Origin of the sequence: Ralstonia sp. 22111 (assembly GCF_052045895.1) — a bacterium.
Lineage (GTDB): Bacteria > Pseudomonadota > Gammaproteobacteria > Burkholderiales > Burkholderiaceae > Ralstonia > Ralstonia wenshanensis.
In genome coordinates this window covers 153,554-167,520 of sequence record NZ_JBQEPR010000004.1, presented here as the reverse complement: position 1 = coordinate 167,520, position 13,967 = coordinate 153,554, and the positions used below count along the sequence as shown (strand labels likewise).

14 protein-coding genes are annotated in these 13,967 nt (G+C 62.9%); 5 read left to right on the top strand and 9 right to left on the bottom strand.

Going from position 1 to position 13,967, the window contains the following annotated elements:
• Positions 1 to 79: 79 nt before the first annotated feature.
• Genes ACTJK4_RS12480 through ACTJK4_RS12470 form a run of 3 tightly spaced genes read right to left on the bottom strand, consistent with a single transcriptional unit; the run spans position 80 to position 2,220 of the window.
• Complete coding sequence (locus ACTJK4_RS12480; protein ID WP_440075985.1) at positions 80 to 859, bottom strand: 3-hydroxybutyrate dehydrogenase; 780 nt, start codon at positions 857 to 859, stop codon at positions 80 to 82.
• 13 nt (positions 860 to 872) lie between these two features.
• On the bottom strand, positions 873 to 1,508 hold the full coding sequence (locus tag ACTJK4_RS12475) for a 3-oxoacid CoA-transferase subunit B (protein WP_232040273.1): 636 nt from the start codon (positions 1,506 to 1,508) through the stop codon (positions 873 to 875).
• 10 nt (positions 1,509 to 1,518) lie between these two features.
• On the bottom strand, positions 1,519 to 2,220 hold the full coding sequence (locus ACTJK4_RS12470; RefSeq protein ID WP_045203198.1) for a CoA transferase subunit A: 702 nt from the start codon (positions 2,218 to 2,220) through the stop codon (positions 1,519 to 1,521).
• A 153-nt stretch (positions 2,221 to 2,373) separates the two neighbouring features.
• On the opposite strand from ACTJK4_RS12470, the gene ACTJK4_RS12465 reads away from it, so the two are divergent.
• The gene (locus tag ACTJK4_RS12465) at positions 2,374 to 2,919 is read left to right on the top strand and encodes a LuxR C-terminal-related transcriptional regulator (RefSeq protein WP_004636022.1); all 546 of its coding nucleotides are present in this window, start codon (positions 2,374 to 2,376) and stop codon (positions 2,917 to 2,919) included.
• 11 nt (positions 2,920 to 2,930) lie between these two features.
• On the opposite strand, the gene ACTJK4_RS12460 is transcribed toward ACTJK4_RS12465, so the two are convergent.
• Positions 2,931 to 3,716, bottom strand: a complete 786-nt coding sequence (locus tag ACTJK4_RS12460) for an SDR family oxidoreductase (RefSeq protein WP_316871472.1) — start codon at positions 3,714 to 3,716, stop codon at positions 2,931 to 2,933.
• A gap of 223 nt (positions 3,717 to 3,939) precedes the next feature.
• Between ACTJK4_RS12460 and ACTJK4_RS12455 the strand changes: the two genes are divergently transcribed.
• Positions 3,940 to 5,625, top strand: a complete 1,686-nt coding sequence (locus ACTJK4_RS12455; RefSeq protein WP_440818036.1) for an electron transfer flavoprotein-ubiquinone oxidoreductase — start codon at positions 3,940 to 3,942, stop codon at positions 5,623 to 5,625.
• Positions 5,626 to 5,693: 68 nt separating this feature from the next.
• On the opposite strand, the gene aroC is transcribed toward ACTJK4_RS12455, so the two are convergent.
• From aroC to ACTJK4_RS12435, 4 genes are all read right to left on the bottom strand, one after another.
• A complete protein-coding gene (gene aroC, locus ACTJK4_RS12450) occupies positions 5,694 to 6,794 on the bottom strand; it encodes a chorismate synthase (RefSeq protein ID WP_232040277.1) in 1,101 nt (366 codons plus the stop codon).
• 85 nt (positions 6,795 to 6,879) lie between these two features.
• Positions 6,880 to 7,293: an FKBP-type peptidyl-prolyl cis-trans isomerase gene (locus ACTJK4_RS12445; protein WP_440818035.1), complete on the bottom strand. Its 414-nt coding sequence runs from the start codon at positions 7,291 to 7,293 to the stop codon at positions 6,880 to 6,882.
• A gap of 93 nt (positions 7,294 to 7,386) precedes the next feature.
• Positions 7,387 to 9,294, bottom strand: coding sequence for an MFS transporter (locus tag ACTJK4_RS12440; protein ID WP_433864536.1), 1,908 nt, complete (start codon positions 9,292 to 9,294; stop codon positions 7,387 to 7,389).
• An 82-nt stretch (positions 9,295 to 9,376) separates the two neighbouring features.
• Complete coding sequence (locus ACTJK4_RS12435) at positions 9,377 to 9,832, bottom strand: CBS domain-containing protein (protein WP_004634176.1); 456 nt, start codon at positions 9,830 to 9,832, stop codon at positions 9,377 to 9,379.
• 240 nt (positions 9,833 to 10,072) lie between these two features.
• Here ACTJK4_RS12435 and ACTJK4_RS12430 point away from each other — a divergent pair, with 240 nt between their 5' ends.
• Genes ACTJK4_RS12430 through ACTJK4_RS12420 form a run of 3 tightly spaced genes read left to right on the top strand, consistent with a single transcriptional unit; the run spans position 10,073 to position 12,576 of the window.
• Positions 10,073 to 11,407, top strand: coding sequence for an O-acetylhomoserine aminocarboxypropyltransferase (locus tag ACTJK4_RS12430; protein ID WP_440818034.1), 1,335 nt, complete (start codon positions 10,073 to 10,075; stop codon positions 11,405 to 11,407).
• Positions 11,407 to 12,231 (top strand): alpha/beta fold hydrolase, encoded by an 825-nt coding sequence (locus tag ACTJK4_RS12425; protein WP_440818033.1) that lies wholly within the window; start codon positions 11,407 to 11,409, stop codon positions 12,229 to 12,231. Before ACTJK4_RS12430 ends, ACTJK4_RS12425 begins: the two co-directional genes overlap by 1 nt.
• Before the next feature lie 27 nt (positions 12,232 to 12,258).
• Positions 12,259 to 12,576: an Mpo1-like protein gene (locus ACTJK4_RS12420; RefSeq protein WP_232040282.1), complete on the top strand. Its 318-nt coding sequence runs from the start codon at positions 12,259 to 12,261 to the stop codon at positions 12,574 to 12,576.
• A gap of 4 nt (positions 12,577 to 12,580) precedes the next feature.
• On the opposite strand, the gene ACTJK4_RS12415 is transcribed toward ACTJK4_RS12420, so the two are convergent.
• Positions 12,581 to 13,906: a YihY family inner membrane protein gene (locus ACTJK4_RS12415; RefSeq protein ID WP_260802352.1), complete on the bottom strand. Its 1,326-nt coding sequence runs from the start codon at positions 13,904 to 13,906 to the stop codon at positions 12,581 to 12,583.
• Positions 13,907 to 13,967: the final 61 nt, after the last annotated feature.

Genomic DNA, 13,967 nt, shown 5'->3' with positions numbered 1-13,967 from the left:
GGCGGTGCAGCAGACATGCACCGTCCATCCCAAACAAAAAAGCCCCGCCGAAGCGAGGCTTTTTCTGAAGCAGATCGGCTTACTGCGCGACCCAGCCACCATCCATGTTCCACGCCACGCCGCGCACCTGTTCGGCCGCATCGCTGCACAGGAACACCGCCAGCGCACCGAGCTGGTCAGGCGTGACGAATTCGCCCGAGGGCTGCTTTTCCATCAGCAGATCCTTCTTGGCTTCGACTGCGGACAGGCCTTCCTTCTCGGCGCGCGCATCGATCTGTTTCTGCACCAGCGGTGTCAGCACCCAGCCCGGACAGATCGCGTTGGACGTGATGCCCGTCTGCGCCGTCTCCAGCGCCACCGATTTGGTGAAGCCGACGATACCGTGCTTGGCCGCAACATACGCCGACTTCTGCGCCGATGCCACCAACCCATGCGCCGAAGCGATGTTGATGATGCGGCCCCAGTTCTTGCGCTTCATGCCCGGCACGGCAAGCCGCGTCGTGTGGAAAGCCGAGGTGAGGTTGATGGCGATGATGGCGTCCCAACGCTCGGTCGGGAAATCCTCGACATTGGCCACGTACTGGATGCCGGCATTGTTGACGAGGATGTCCACACCGCCGAACTCGGTGTCGGCATAGGCGAACATCGCTTCGATCTCGGCCGGCTTGCTCATGTCGGCGCCGTGGTATCCGATGCGGATGGCGTTCTTGCCGGCGGCCGCGATCTGCGCCTTGGGCGCTTCAACATCGCCAAAGCCGTTGATGATGATGTTGGCGCCCTGCGCGGCTAGCGAGCAGGCGATGCCCAGACCGATCCCGCTGGTCGAGCCCGTAACCAGGGCAGTTTTTCCTTGCAGCATTGCGGTCTCCGAATTACAGCAGGTTGACGCCAGTCTTGGCCTGGATCTCTTCGCGCGAAACGCCCGGCGCGGTTTCGATCAGCTTCAGGCCCTGCGCGGTCACGTCGATCACGCCAAGGTCCGTAATGATGCGATCGACCACACCCACGCCGGTCAGCGGCAGCGTGCACTTAGGCAGCAGCTTCAGGTCTTCAGTGCCGTCCTTTTTCTTGGCGGTGTGCTCCATCAGCACGATCACGCGCTTGACACCGGCCACGAGGTCCATCGCGCCGCCCATGCCCTTGACCATCTTGCCGGGGATCATCCAGTTGGCCAGATCGCCCGTCTCGCTTACCTGCATCGCACCCAGAATCGACAGGTTGATCTTGCCGCCGCGAATCATCGCAAAGCTCTGGTCGCTGCCGAAGATGGCGCTGCCGGGCAGTGTGGTCACGGTCTGCTTGCCTGCGTTGATCAGGTCGGCATCCACTTCGTCTTCCGTGGGGAACGGGCCGATGCCCAGCATGCCGTTTTCGCTTTGCAGCCAGACTTCCTTGTCGCCGGTGTGATTGGCAACCAGCGTCGGGATGCCGATGCCGAGGTTGACGTAGAAGCCGTCTTGCAACTCCTGGGCAGCGCGCGCCGCCATTTGGTCTTGTGTCCAGGCCATGTCGGTCTCCTTAGTTGGCTGCTCGGATGGTGCGCTTTTCGATGCGCTTCTCGGGCGTGGCATTCAGCACGATGCGGTGCACGTAGATACCCGGCAGATGAATGTCGTCCGGTGCCAAATCGCCCACTTCAACGATCTCTTCGACTTCGACGATGCAGATCTTGCCGGCCGTAGCCGCAGCGGGGTTGAAGTTGCGTGCGGTCAGGTTGAACCGCAAATTGCCGGACTTGTCAGCCACCTGCGCCTTCACCAGCGCCACATCGGGCACCAGCGAGCGCTCCATGACGTACGTCTCGCCGTCAAACTCGCGCAGCTCCTTGCCCTCGGCGACCAGCGTGCCGACGCCGGTCTTGGTGAAGAACGCCGGGATGCCAGCGCCACCAGCGCGCAGCTTTTCGGCCAGCGTGCCTTGCGGGGTGAATTCCAGCTCGAGTTCGCCGGCCAGATACTGGCGCTCGAACTCCTTGTTTTCGCCCACGTAGGACGAAATCATCTTCTTGATCTGACGGGTTTCCAGCAGCAGGCCCAGGCCAAAGCCATCCACGCCCGCGTTGTTGGAGATGCATGTGAGGCCCTTGACCCCCGAATCGCGCAGCGCGGCAATCAGCGCTTCCGGAATGCCGCACAGGCCGAAGCCGCCCACGGCGATGGTCTGGCCGTCCTTGACGACGCCCGCGAGCGCCTCGCTGGCGCTGGCGAAGATTTTGTTCATGCGTGCTCCTTCCTTGGTGGTCCAACAAATCCGGCAGGGTTTTGACCGATCACACAGTTGGGGTTTGTGCGATGCAGCGCCGGAAAATAGTAACGATACAATCTGGCGAGAATACGCAAGCGTCGCGCGACGCAGCAATACGTACGAATACATATGCCCGCCCTCGACTATCAGACTGCGTTCCAGCTTGCCCCTGTCGGCATGGTGATGTCCCGCGAGCGGGTCATGCTCGACGTCAATGATGAAGCCGCACGCATCTTCGGCCACGCACGCACGACGATGATCGGGCAGTCGTTCGAGCTGCTTTATCCGACGCACGATGAATACGAGCGCACCGGCGCGCGCATCATCCCCGTCATGAATGCGCGCGGCAGCTACTCCGATGAACGCATCATGAAACGCGCCAATGGCGAGCTGTTCTGGTGCCACGTCACCGGCCGCGCGCTGGACCGCGCGAAACCGCTGGGCGAAGGCATCTGGACCTTCGAAGACCTGTCAGCACATCGCCCCGTCACGGCAGCGCTCACGCCGCGTGAACGCGACATCGCCGCGCAACTGGTCGAGGGCAAGACCAGCAAGCAGATCGGCAAGCAGTTGGAGATCAGCCCGCGCACGGTCGAAATCTACCGCGCGCGGTTGATGAAGAAGTACGCCGCCAACACCTCACTCGAACTTGTGCAGCGGCTGATGGGGCATTAAGCCCCAACGTCTTACACCATGCCGTCGTCGGCGTTGATGACGGCACCGTTGATGAAGTCCGACTGATCCGACGCCAACAGCAGAATCAGGCCATCTAGGTCTTCCGGCTTGCCGACGCGTTTGCGGGGCAGCATCTGCACCAGTTTCTGGCCGGGTTCGGTTTCCCAGTGATGATGATTGATTTCGGTATCGATATAGCCCGGGCAGATCGCGTTGGTATTGATGCCGTAACGGCCCCACTCCAGCGCCATGGCCTTGGTCATGTGCACCACGGCCGCCTTGCTCATGCAATACACGCCAATCTGCGACAGCACCTTCAGCCCTGCCACCGAGGCAATGTTGACGATGCGCGACTGCGGCAGCGGCGAGCCGTTCTTCTCGGCGCCCTTGGCGCGCGCAATCATGCGCTTGGCCGTTTCCTGTGCCACAAAGAAGGCGCCGCGCGTGTTGGTATCGAATACGAAGTCGAAGTCGTCGGGCGATACGTCCACCATGCGCTGCGTGGTCGACACCCCCGAGTTATTGACAAGGATGTCGATGGTGCCTGCCTCCGTTTCAGCGTGCGCGATGGCGGCGCGGATGCTGTCTGGATCCGTCACGTCCAGGCGCACGACGTGGGCGCTGCCGCCCTTCGATTCGATGTCGGCGCGCAGTTCTTTCAGGCGCTCGACACGGCGCGAGGCCAGCACGACCTTCGCGCCGGCGGCCGCCAGCGTGTGTGCAAAGCGCGCTCCGAGGCCGCTGGATGCGCCCGTGATCAGCGCGACCTTGCCTTCCAGATTGATCGACAAACCCATGATGCGTGTTCCCCGTGTGTTGGTTCGACATGCGCCGAGCTGCTCCGAAGCAACACCGGCGTGTGATTTGGGCGCAGCTTAGCAAAAAATCGAACGATCGTTCAGAAATTTTCCTTGCCGCATCCGGGCGTGTCCCGGACAATGCGGAAAATTCTAATGCAGCAATCCGTCATACCAATAAGCAAACGCCCCTAACTGTCCCAAAAGCAGCGAAGAGACACTTATGAACCAGCAGCAGCTCCTCGAACAATACGGCCCGCGAGAGTCCATGGAGTATGACGTCGTTGTCGTCGGCGGCGGTCCCGCCGGCCTGGCGACAGCAATTCGCATCAAGCAACTGGCTGCGGAGACGGGCAAGGACGTGTCCGTCGTCCTGCTGGAAAAGGGTTCCGAGCCCGGTGCACACATTCTGTCGGGTGCGGTGATGGACCCGCGCGCCATCAACGAACTTATCCCGAACTGGAAAGCTGACGGCGCCCCGCTCAACCAGGCGGTCACCGGCGACGACGTGCTCTTCCTGAGCGAGACCGACGCCAAGCGTACGCCCGACTGGCTCGTGCCGCGCAACTTCCACAATGACGGCTGCTACGTCGTCTCGCTGTCGAACGTGGTCAAGTGGATGGCCACGCAGGCCGAAGCGCTGGGCGTGGAAATCTTCCCCGGTTTCGCTGCCGCAGAAGTGCTTTACGACGACAAGGGTGCGGTGCGCGGCGTGGCCACCGGCAACATGGGCATCGGCAAAGATGGCGAGCCGACCGAGAACTTCCAGCTCGGCATGGAACTGCTCGGCAAATACACCATCTTCGCGGAAGGCGCGCGTGGCCATCTCGGCCGGCAGCTACTGGAGAAGTTCAAGCTCACCGCAGGCAAGGACCCCCAGACTTTCGCCATCGGCATCAAGGAACTCTGGGAAATCGATCCAGCCAAGGCCAAACCCGGTCTCGTGGTGCACACGGCAGGCTGGCCGATGGAAGACGACACCTTTGGCGGTGGCTTCCTGTATCACCTCGAAGACAACAAGGTCACGCTCGGCTTCGTGATCGGGCTGGACTACAAGAACCCGTGGATGAGCCCGTTCGAAGAAATGCAGCGCTGGAAGGCCCATCCGGCCATCCGGGCACATATCGAAGGCGGCAAGCGCATCGGCTACGGCGCCCGCGCCATCAACAACGGCACGCCGCAAGCGCTGCCAAAAACGGTGTTCCCAGGTGGCGCGCTGGTCGGTTGCGATGCTGGCTACCTGAACGCCGCTCGCATCAAGGGCAGCCACGCGGCCATCAAGAGCGGCATGATGTGCGGCGACGCGGTGTTCGAAGCCGTGACGGCCGGCCGTTCCGCTGACGAGCTGTCTGCCTACCCCGCAGCCTTCGAACAGAGCTGGCTGAAGGAAGAACTGGACCAGTCGCGCAACTTCAAGCTGTGGTTCAAGAAGAGCCCGACGCTGGGCAAGATCATGACCGGCATCGAGCAGTGGCTGCTGCCCAAGATTGGCGTCAGCAACCCGCCTTGGACGCTGCACGGCACGAAGTCGGATAACCAGTCGCTCAAGCCGGCATCGGAATGCCCGAAGATCGAGTATCCGAAGCCGGACGGCAAGATCACGTTCGATCGCCTGTCGTCGGTGTTCATCTCGAACACCAACCACGAAGAGAACCAACCGGCCCACCTGACGCTGAAGGATCCGACCGTACCGACGCGCATCAACCTGACGCAGTTTGCCGGCCCCGAACAGCGCTACTGCCCGGCTGGCGTGTATGAGTTCGTCAAGAACGATGAGGGCACCGAGCGCCTGCAGATCAACGCGCAGAACTGCGTGCACTGCAAGACCTGCGACATCAAGGACCCGACGCAGAACATCGTGTGGGTCACGCCGGAAGGCGGTGGCGGTCCGAACTACGTCGGCATGTAAGTACCGGGCGAGCGCCCAACAAAAAAGACGGCTTGAAGCCGTCTTTTTTGTTGTCTGAGCGAATCGATTCAGGAAGCTTTTGCCGGAATGGCCGGCGTCTGCACCGACACATCACCGCATTGCGCGCGATGGCGCAGCGCGTGGTCGATCAGCACCAGCGCGAGCAGCGCCTCGGCGATTGGCGTCGCACGAATGCCGACGCACGGGTCGTGGCGGCCGAACGTCTCCACCACAGCCGGATCACCCGCCTTGTCGATCGAACGGCGCGGCGTGCGGATGCTCGATGTCGGCTTGATCGCCAGCGACACGGAAATGTCCTGCCCTGTCGAAATCCCGCCCAGGATGCCGCCGGCGTTGTTACCGACGAAGCCCTCCGGCGTCAGCTCGTCGCCATGCTCGGAGCCGCGCTGGCTGACTGCGTGGAAACCAGCACCAATCTCAACGCCCTTCACCGCATTCAGGCCCATCATGGCGTGGGCGATGTCTGCGTCCAGCCGGTCGAACAGCGGTTCGCCCCAGCCGACCGGCACACCGGTAGCCACCACCTCAATGCGCGCGCCGACGGAATCGCCGTCCTTGCGCAGGGCATCCATATAGGTTTCCAGCTCGGGAACGATCTCGGCGTTCGGCGCGAAGAACGGGTTGTTCGGCACCTCGTTCCAGTCCATGAAGGGGATCTGGATATCGCCCAGTTGCGACATGAAGCCGTGAATCTCAACGCCGAACTTCTCTCGCAGCCACTTCTTGGCGACGGCGCCTGCAGCCACTGTCGGTGCCGTCAAACGGGCGGAAGAACGGCCGCCGCCGCGCGGATCGCGGATGCCGTATTTGTGCCAGTAGGTGTAATCGGCGTGGCCGGGACGGAAGGTCTCGGCGATGTTGCTGTAATCCTTGCTGCGCTGGTCGGTATTGCGGATCAAGAGGCAGATCGGGGTGCCCGTGGTCTTGCCTTCGTACACGCCGGAGAGGATCTCGACGAGGTCTTCTTCCTTGCGCTGCGTAACGTGGCGCGAGGTGCCGGGTTTGCGGCGGTCCAGATCGGGCTGGATGTCTTCTGCCGACAGCGTCATGCCGGGCGGGCACCCGTCGATGACAGCGCCGATGGCCGGGCCATGCGACTCGCCGAAAGTGGTGACGGAAAACAGCAGGCCCAGGGTATTGCCAGACATGATCGTGCTCAGGAAGGCGCCGCGATGGCCGCGGCGCGAAACATCAGGAAAACGCTATTGTAAGGCCGATCCACCGGCCGCCAAATCAGCTGCCGATACCCAGGAGCTCGACCTCGAAGGTCAGCGTGGAATTGGGCGGAATCGTGCCGGGCACGCCGCGCTCGCCGTAGGCGGTGGCTGCCGGGCACGTCAGCTTGGCCTTGCCACCTAACTGGATCTTCTGCACGCCTTCGGTCCAGCACGGAATCACGCGATTCAGCGGGAACGAGATCGGCTGGCCGCGCTTGTAGGAGCTGTCGAACTCGGTACCGTTGGTGAGCGTGCCGCGGTAGTGCACCTTGACCGTGTCACTGGCCTTGGGCGACGGGCCGGTGCCCTTGGTCAGTGTCTGGACGATCACACCGGAAGGCAGCGTCTCGGATGCCGGTGATGCGGCTTGCGCGGTCACGGCAGCCAGGGCAAGCAACGAAGCGCACAGCAGCGGGGAAACGTGTTTCATGGCAGGTAACGGGAGAGTTGGAGGTCAGGAAAAGCTTGAAGGCCGGTTGCAGGCCAACCGGCAGTGTATCGAAGTCCTAAGGCGGGCCGAGCGCTAGAGCCGCTCCCCGCGCAGCGCCAGCACGGCGGCCTGCATCGCTTCGGGCGACACGGCATGCGCTGGCACCGGAGTGCCGATGCACAGCTCCAGCTTGTTGAGGAAGCCGCGTCGGAACGGTCGCGACATCGCCGCCCCGCCCTTGCGTGAGAAAAAGCTGCCCCACAGCCCGCGCAACGCCATCGGCACCACCGGCACGGGTGTGCGTTCGATGATGCGGCGCATACCGTCCTTGAACGGGTTCATCTCGCCCGTGGCAGTGATCTTGCCTTCGGGGAAGATGCAGACGACCTCGCCCTCCGCCAGCGCGGCGGCAATCGTGTCGTAGGCGCGCTTGAGCATTTCCGGGTCTTCATGCATCGGCGAAATCGGAATCGCCTTGACCGTGCGGAAGAACCACGACAGCAACGGCACCTTGAAGATGCGGTGGTCCATCACAAAACGAACAGGCCGGCGCACGAATGCGCCCACCACCACGGCATCGACGAAGCTCACATGGTTGCAGACCAGCAGGCATGGGCCTTCATCGGGAATCTGCTCCGAGCCCTCCACCTTCACGCGGTAGACGGTATGGATCAGCAGCCACATCACGAACCGAATCAGGAATTCCGGCACCAGCGTGTAGATGTAAATCGCCACCACGGCGTTGAGGATGCCGGTGACCAGGAACAACTGCGGGATCGTGAACCCGGCCCGCGTGAGCACCATCGCCAGCACGGCGGAAGCGATCATGAACAGCGCGTTGAGGATATTGTTGGCGGCAATGATGCGCGCGCGGTGCGTCGGTTCGCAGCGGCTCTGGATCAACGCATACAACGGCACGCTGTAGAAGCCGCCGAACATGGCCAGCAGAAACAGATCGGCCAGCACGCGCCAATGGCGGTGGTTCTGCAGGAAACCGGAAATGCCGGTCAGCACGTCATGGGCGACCAATGCCTCGGCATGCGAAGCAAAGTAGAGATCCACCGCGAACACCGTCATGCCGATCGAGCCAAACGGTACAAGGCCGATTTCCACCCTGCGCCCCGAGAGCTTTTCGCACAGCACCGAGCCCAACCCGATGCCGACTGAAAACACAGCCAGCAGCAGCGTCACGACGTTCTGATCGCCGCCGAGCACGTTACGCGCAAAGGCAAAAAACGACGTCAGGAACGTCGCGCCCACGAACCACAGCCACGAAATGCCCATCAAACTCAGGAACACCGCGCGCTGGTTGCTGGCAAGCTTCAGGTTGCGCCAAGTCTCTGAGATGGGGTTCCAGTTGATGCGCAAGTCCGGCTGCGACGCCGGCGAGACCGGCACACCGCGCGCCGTCATCCAGCCCGCCACAGCAATGACAATGCACGCAATACCGGTGAACAGCGGGCCGATCAGCTCGCCGTTGCGGGTGTAATTGGCCAGCTCGCCGCCGCCAATGGTGCCGATCAGGATGGCGACGAAGGTGCCCATTTCCACCAACCCGTTACCGCCCACCAGTTCTGTCGACTGCAGGTGCTGAGGCAGATAGGCGTACTTCACGGGCCCGAACAGCGTCGAGTGCACGCCCATCAAGAACGTGCACAGGTAGAGCAGTTCAACATGGCGCAGCGCGAAACCCGCGCAGCCGATCGTCATGATGGCGATTTCCAACGTCTTCACCAGCCGGATCAGCCGCGCCTTGTCCATGCGATCGGCAATCTGTCCGCTCGTGGCCGACAGCAGCACAAACGGCGCAATGAAGATTGCAGAGATCAGGAACGCCGCAGAAGCGGGGTCCGCATTGCCGAACAGCGCAGCGTGATACGTGACCAACGAAGAAAACGCCACCTTGAAAACGTTGTCGTTCATCGCGCCCAGGAACTGGGTCCAGAAGAACGGTGCAAAGCGACGCTGCTTCAGCAGGGAAAACTGGCTCGATTGGCTCATCGGCGGGCGGTTCTGGGTTCAACAAAAAACCCGCTCGCAACGGCGGGCGGGTTTCAGGAGTGCGGTAAAGAGATCGCGCAGATCAGTCTTCGTTGGCCTTTTCTTCGGGCCAGTCGCGAATGTACGCCTTGAGCATCTTGTTTTCGAAACTTTGGTCCTCCAACACGGCCTTGGCCACGTCGTAGAAGGAAATCACGCCCATCAGCGTGCGGCTGTCGAGCACCGGCAGGTAGCGCACATGGTGCTCCAGCATGATGCGGCGCACTTCATTGACCTCGGTTTCGGGCGTGCAGGTAACGGGATGATCGTCCATCACCTTGCGGATGGTCGTGCCCTCGCCCACGGAACCGTGGTTCTTGGCAACAACCTTGATGATTTCTCGGAAGGTCAGCATGCCGACCAGTTCGCCGTACTCCATGACCACAAGCGAGCCGATGTCTTTTTCCGCCATCGTCTGCACTGCCACCTGGAGCTTGGTTTCAGGTGCCACGGTGTAGAGCGTGTTGCCCTTCACGTGGAGGATGTCGCTGACTTTCATGTTGCGTCTCCCAGAGTTCGGGGTGCCGGTCTGCCGGGGGAGCGACCGCGCGCGGGTTGTCGTTATGGTTGTGCTTCGATCCTAGCCCAAACCGGATCGCTTCGACAAGCATGCAGCGCAGAAAAAACCTGTCAAAAACCGCGCCCGCTCGGCGTTTGCCCGGAATGCGCTGCAACAGGGAGCAGTGCTAGCATGCCCCGTCCAAATCCGCTCCCGCGCCCATTCCGGGTGCTTGAATCCATGTCCAAAGCCCGCTTCGACACGCTGGCCCTGCATGCCGGTGCCGCACCCGACCCGGCCACCGGCGCGCGCGCCACGCCCATCCACCTGAGCACGTCGTTTGTGTTCCGCGACAGCGAACACGCGGCGTCATTGTTCAATATGGAACGCGCGGGCCACGTCTATTCGCGCATCTCCAACCCGACCGTTGCCGTGTTCGAGGAGCGCATGGCTGCGCTGGAAAACGGCGTAGGCGCCATCGCTACAGCGTCGGGCCAGGCGGCGCTGCATCTGGCCATCGTCACGCTGATGGGCGCCGGTTCGCATATCGTCGCCTCCTCCGCGCTGTATGGCGGCTCGCACAACCTGCTGCATTACACGCTGCGCCGCTTCGGTATCGAGACGACCTTCGTCAAGCCCGGCGACATCGACGGCTGGCGCGCGTCCATTCGCCCGAACACCCGCCTGCTGTTTGGTGAGACGCTCGGCAATCCTGGCTTGGATGTGCTCGACATCCCGACCATTGCATCGATTGCCCATGACGCAGGTGTGCCGCTGCTGGTCGACTCCACCTTCACCACGCCTTGGCTGCTGCAGCCCTTCGCGCATGGCGCGGATCTCGTCTACCACTCGGCCACCAAGTTCCTGGGTGGACACGGCACGACCATCGGCGGCGTGCTGGTCGATGGCGGCACGTTCGACTACGTGGCCGCCGGCAAGCACCCCGAGCTGACCGAACCGTACACGGGTTTCCACGACATGGTGTTTGCCGAGGAAAGCACTGTCGCGCCCTTCCTGCTGCGCGCGCGCCGAGAGGGCCTGCGCGACTTCGGCGCCTGCATGAACCCGATGGCCGCGTGGCAACTGCTGCAAGGCATCGAAACACTGCCCCTGCGCATGGCACGGCACGTGGACAACGCCCGCCGCATCGTCGCCTTCCTGGCGAGCCATCCGATGGTGGCGTCGGTCGCCTACCCCGAGCTGGAATCGCACCCCGACCACGCGTTGGCCAAGCGACTGCTGCCACGCGGCTGCGGTGCGGTGTTCAGCTTCGATCTGCGTGGCGATCGGCGTGCCGGCCAGCAGTTCATCGAATCGCTCGGCCTGTTCTCGCACCTTGCCAACGTGGGCGATGCGCGCTCGCTGGTCATCCACCCCGCATCGACGACGCACTTCCGCATGGATGCCGACGCGCTGGCTGCAGCCGGCATCAGCGAAGGCACGATCCGCCTGTCCATCGGTCTGGAAGACGCCGACGACCTGATCGACGATCTCAAGCGCGGCCTGAAAGCCGCCGAGCGCGCGATGTCCGCCGCGCCGGGCAAAGCCGCTGCCAACGCAACGGGAGCCCGCTAATGGAATGGACCGTACAAGGCGATCGCGCCTACGCCTACACCGGCGGCAAGCCGTTCAACGCCGAATTGCCGTGCGTCGTGTTCGTGCATGGCGCGCAGAACGACCATTCGGTCTGGGGGCTGCAGACGCGCTGGTTTGCGCACCACGGCTTCAGCGTACTGGCGGTGGATCTGCCCGGACACGGCCGCAGCGCTGGCGCCCCGCTGCAGACGGTGGAAGCCATGGCCGACTGGGTGATGACACTGGTGCACGCGGCTGGCGTCGAGGAGCCAGTCATCGTCGTCGGCCACAGCATGGGCTCGTTGATTGCACTGGAGTGCGCGTCACGGTACGCAAGTCGCGTGCGCCGCGTCGCCCTGGTGGCAACGGCTTGGCCGATGAAGGTGTCGGATGCGCTGCTCGATGCGGCGCTCAACAACACGGCCAGCGCCATTGACATGGTGAATACGTGGTCGCATTCCAGCCTCGCAAACAAACCATCGTCGCCCGGGCCAGGCTTCTGGATGCATGGCGGCAGCCAGCGGCTGATGGAGCGGATTGCGCACGGTACCGAGGCGCCCGTCTTCCACACAGACTTTGCGGCCTGCAACGCCTATGCACGTGGCACCGAAGCCATGGCGGCCGTGAAGTGCCCGTCACTCGTAATCGTTGGAGAGAAAGACCAGATGACGCCGGCGAAAGCTGGCCGCCAGGTTGCAGCAGGATTGGCCGGCAGCCGCGTTGTCGGGCTGCCAGGCGGGCACGCGATCATGGGAGAATGCCCAGACGGCACACTCGACGCGCTGATCGCCTTTGCGCGCGAACGAGACCCGGTCGTCGCATAAGTCGCAGTCGCCTCCCGGAGACGCATCATGGCCACCACCGACACCCAAAGCTTCGGCAGCTTCGCTGAGTTCTATCCGTATTACCTGAGCGAGCACCAGGATCGCACCTGCCGGCGCCTGCACTTTGCCGGTTCGACGGTCGCGTTGGTATGCCTGCTCCTGCTGGTTTTCACGGGCAACCTGTGGTGGCTGCTGGGCGCGGCCGTGAGCGGTTACGCGTTCGCGTGGGTCGGGCACTTCGGATTCGAGAAGAACCGGCCCGCCACGTTTCGCCATCCGTTCTACAGCCTGATAGGCGACTGGGTGATGTACCGCGACATCTGGACGGGGAAGATCCCGTTCTGAGGCGTCAGGCGTCGGCGCTGGCAGCGGCCATTGCAGACGCCGCCGGTGCGGTAGCCGCCTGCGCTGCCGCCGCCACGCCGCGTTCGCCCGTCGTGAAAACGCTCTCCAACGTGGCGTCGAGCGCCGGATTCTGCAGTTGGCTGACCAGCGCGTGCGTGCTACCCAGGTGGCGTGCCAGGGCGGTGCGCGGCAAGCGTGGCAGGTTCAGCACCAGCCTTTCATAGAGCGGTCGCAGCGTGGTCGTGTGCGCATCGCACAGCAGCGCCCAATGGGCCTCGCCGCGATCCTGTTGTAGCTTGCCGATCAGGTGCAGCGCCTTCAGCTTGGTCAGCAGGTCGACCAGGTAATCGGCTTCCAATTGCAGGCGCCGGCCGATATCGCGTTCGGCCACCGTACGCGGCGCCTGTTCGCGTGCGCGATACAGCAGCAACAGGACACCGAGCGCATCAAAGAACTCGCTGCCCGGAAATGTGCGGCGCTGCCAGTAGCCCTGGCGGATGATCGGCAGCGTCGATGCGATGGTCGCGCCGAGCAACGTCACCAGCCAGCTCACATAGATCCACGTCAGGAAGATCGGTAGCGTGGCAAACGCGCCGTAGACAGCTGTGTATGTGGGGATATGCGCGACGTACGCGCCAAAAACGCGCTTGGCAATTTCAAACGCCGCCGCTGCAATCAGGCCGGCAACGAAGGCATCGCGCCGTTCCACATTGGTATTCGGCACGAACACGTAAAGCATCGCAAACGCAATCGCCGAAAGCAGGATCGGCACCAGGCTCACGATCACGCCCAGGCCGAACGGCAGCTTGTGCACATAGCCCGCCGAGATCGACACGAGGTACGAACTGACCGACAGGCTCGCGCCGATCAGCACCGGCGCAAATGTCATCAGCGCCCAGAACACCAGAACGCGCTGCGCGAGCGGCCGTCGATGGCGCACGCGCCAGATGGCGTTCAATGCGTTCTCGACGGTCAGCATGGTCATCACCGACGTCACGACCAGGCCGATCAGGCCTGCTGCCGTCAGCCCCTTGGCGTTGCTTGAAAACTGATTGAGATACGTCAGGATCGGCCGGCTGATGCTGCCCGGCACGAGATTGCTGAACATGTAGCCTTCGATGTCCGCCCGGAAGCTCTTGAACATCGGGAATGCCGTGAACAGCGCAAACGCCACCGTCAGGATGGGCACCAGCGACAGCACTGTCGTGAATGTCAGGCTGCTGGCCACTTGCGGCAGGTGGTCTTCACCGGCGCGGCGCAGGGCGTAACGCGCCAGCGCACGCAGCTTGGCGGCATTCCATTGACGAAGCGCACGGGTGTTGAAAAGCATGAAAAATGAGGCGGGAGGCGGGGTTGGGGGGCGCAACTATAATACCGCGACGCTCTCAACG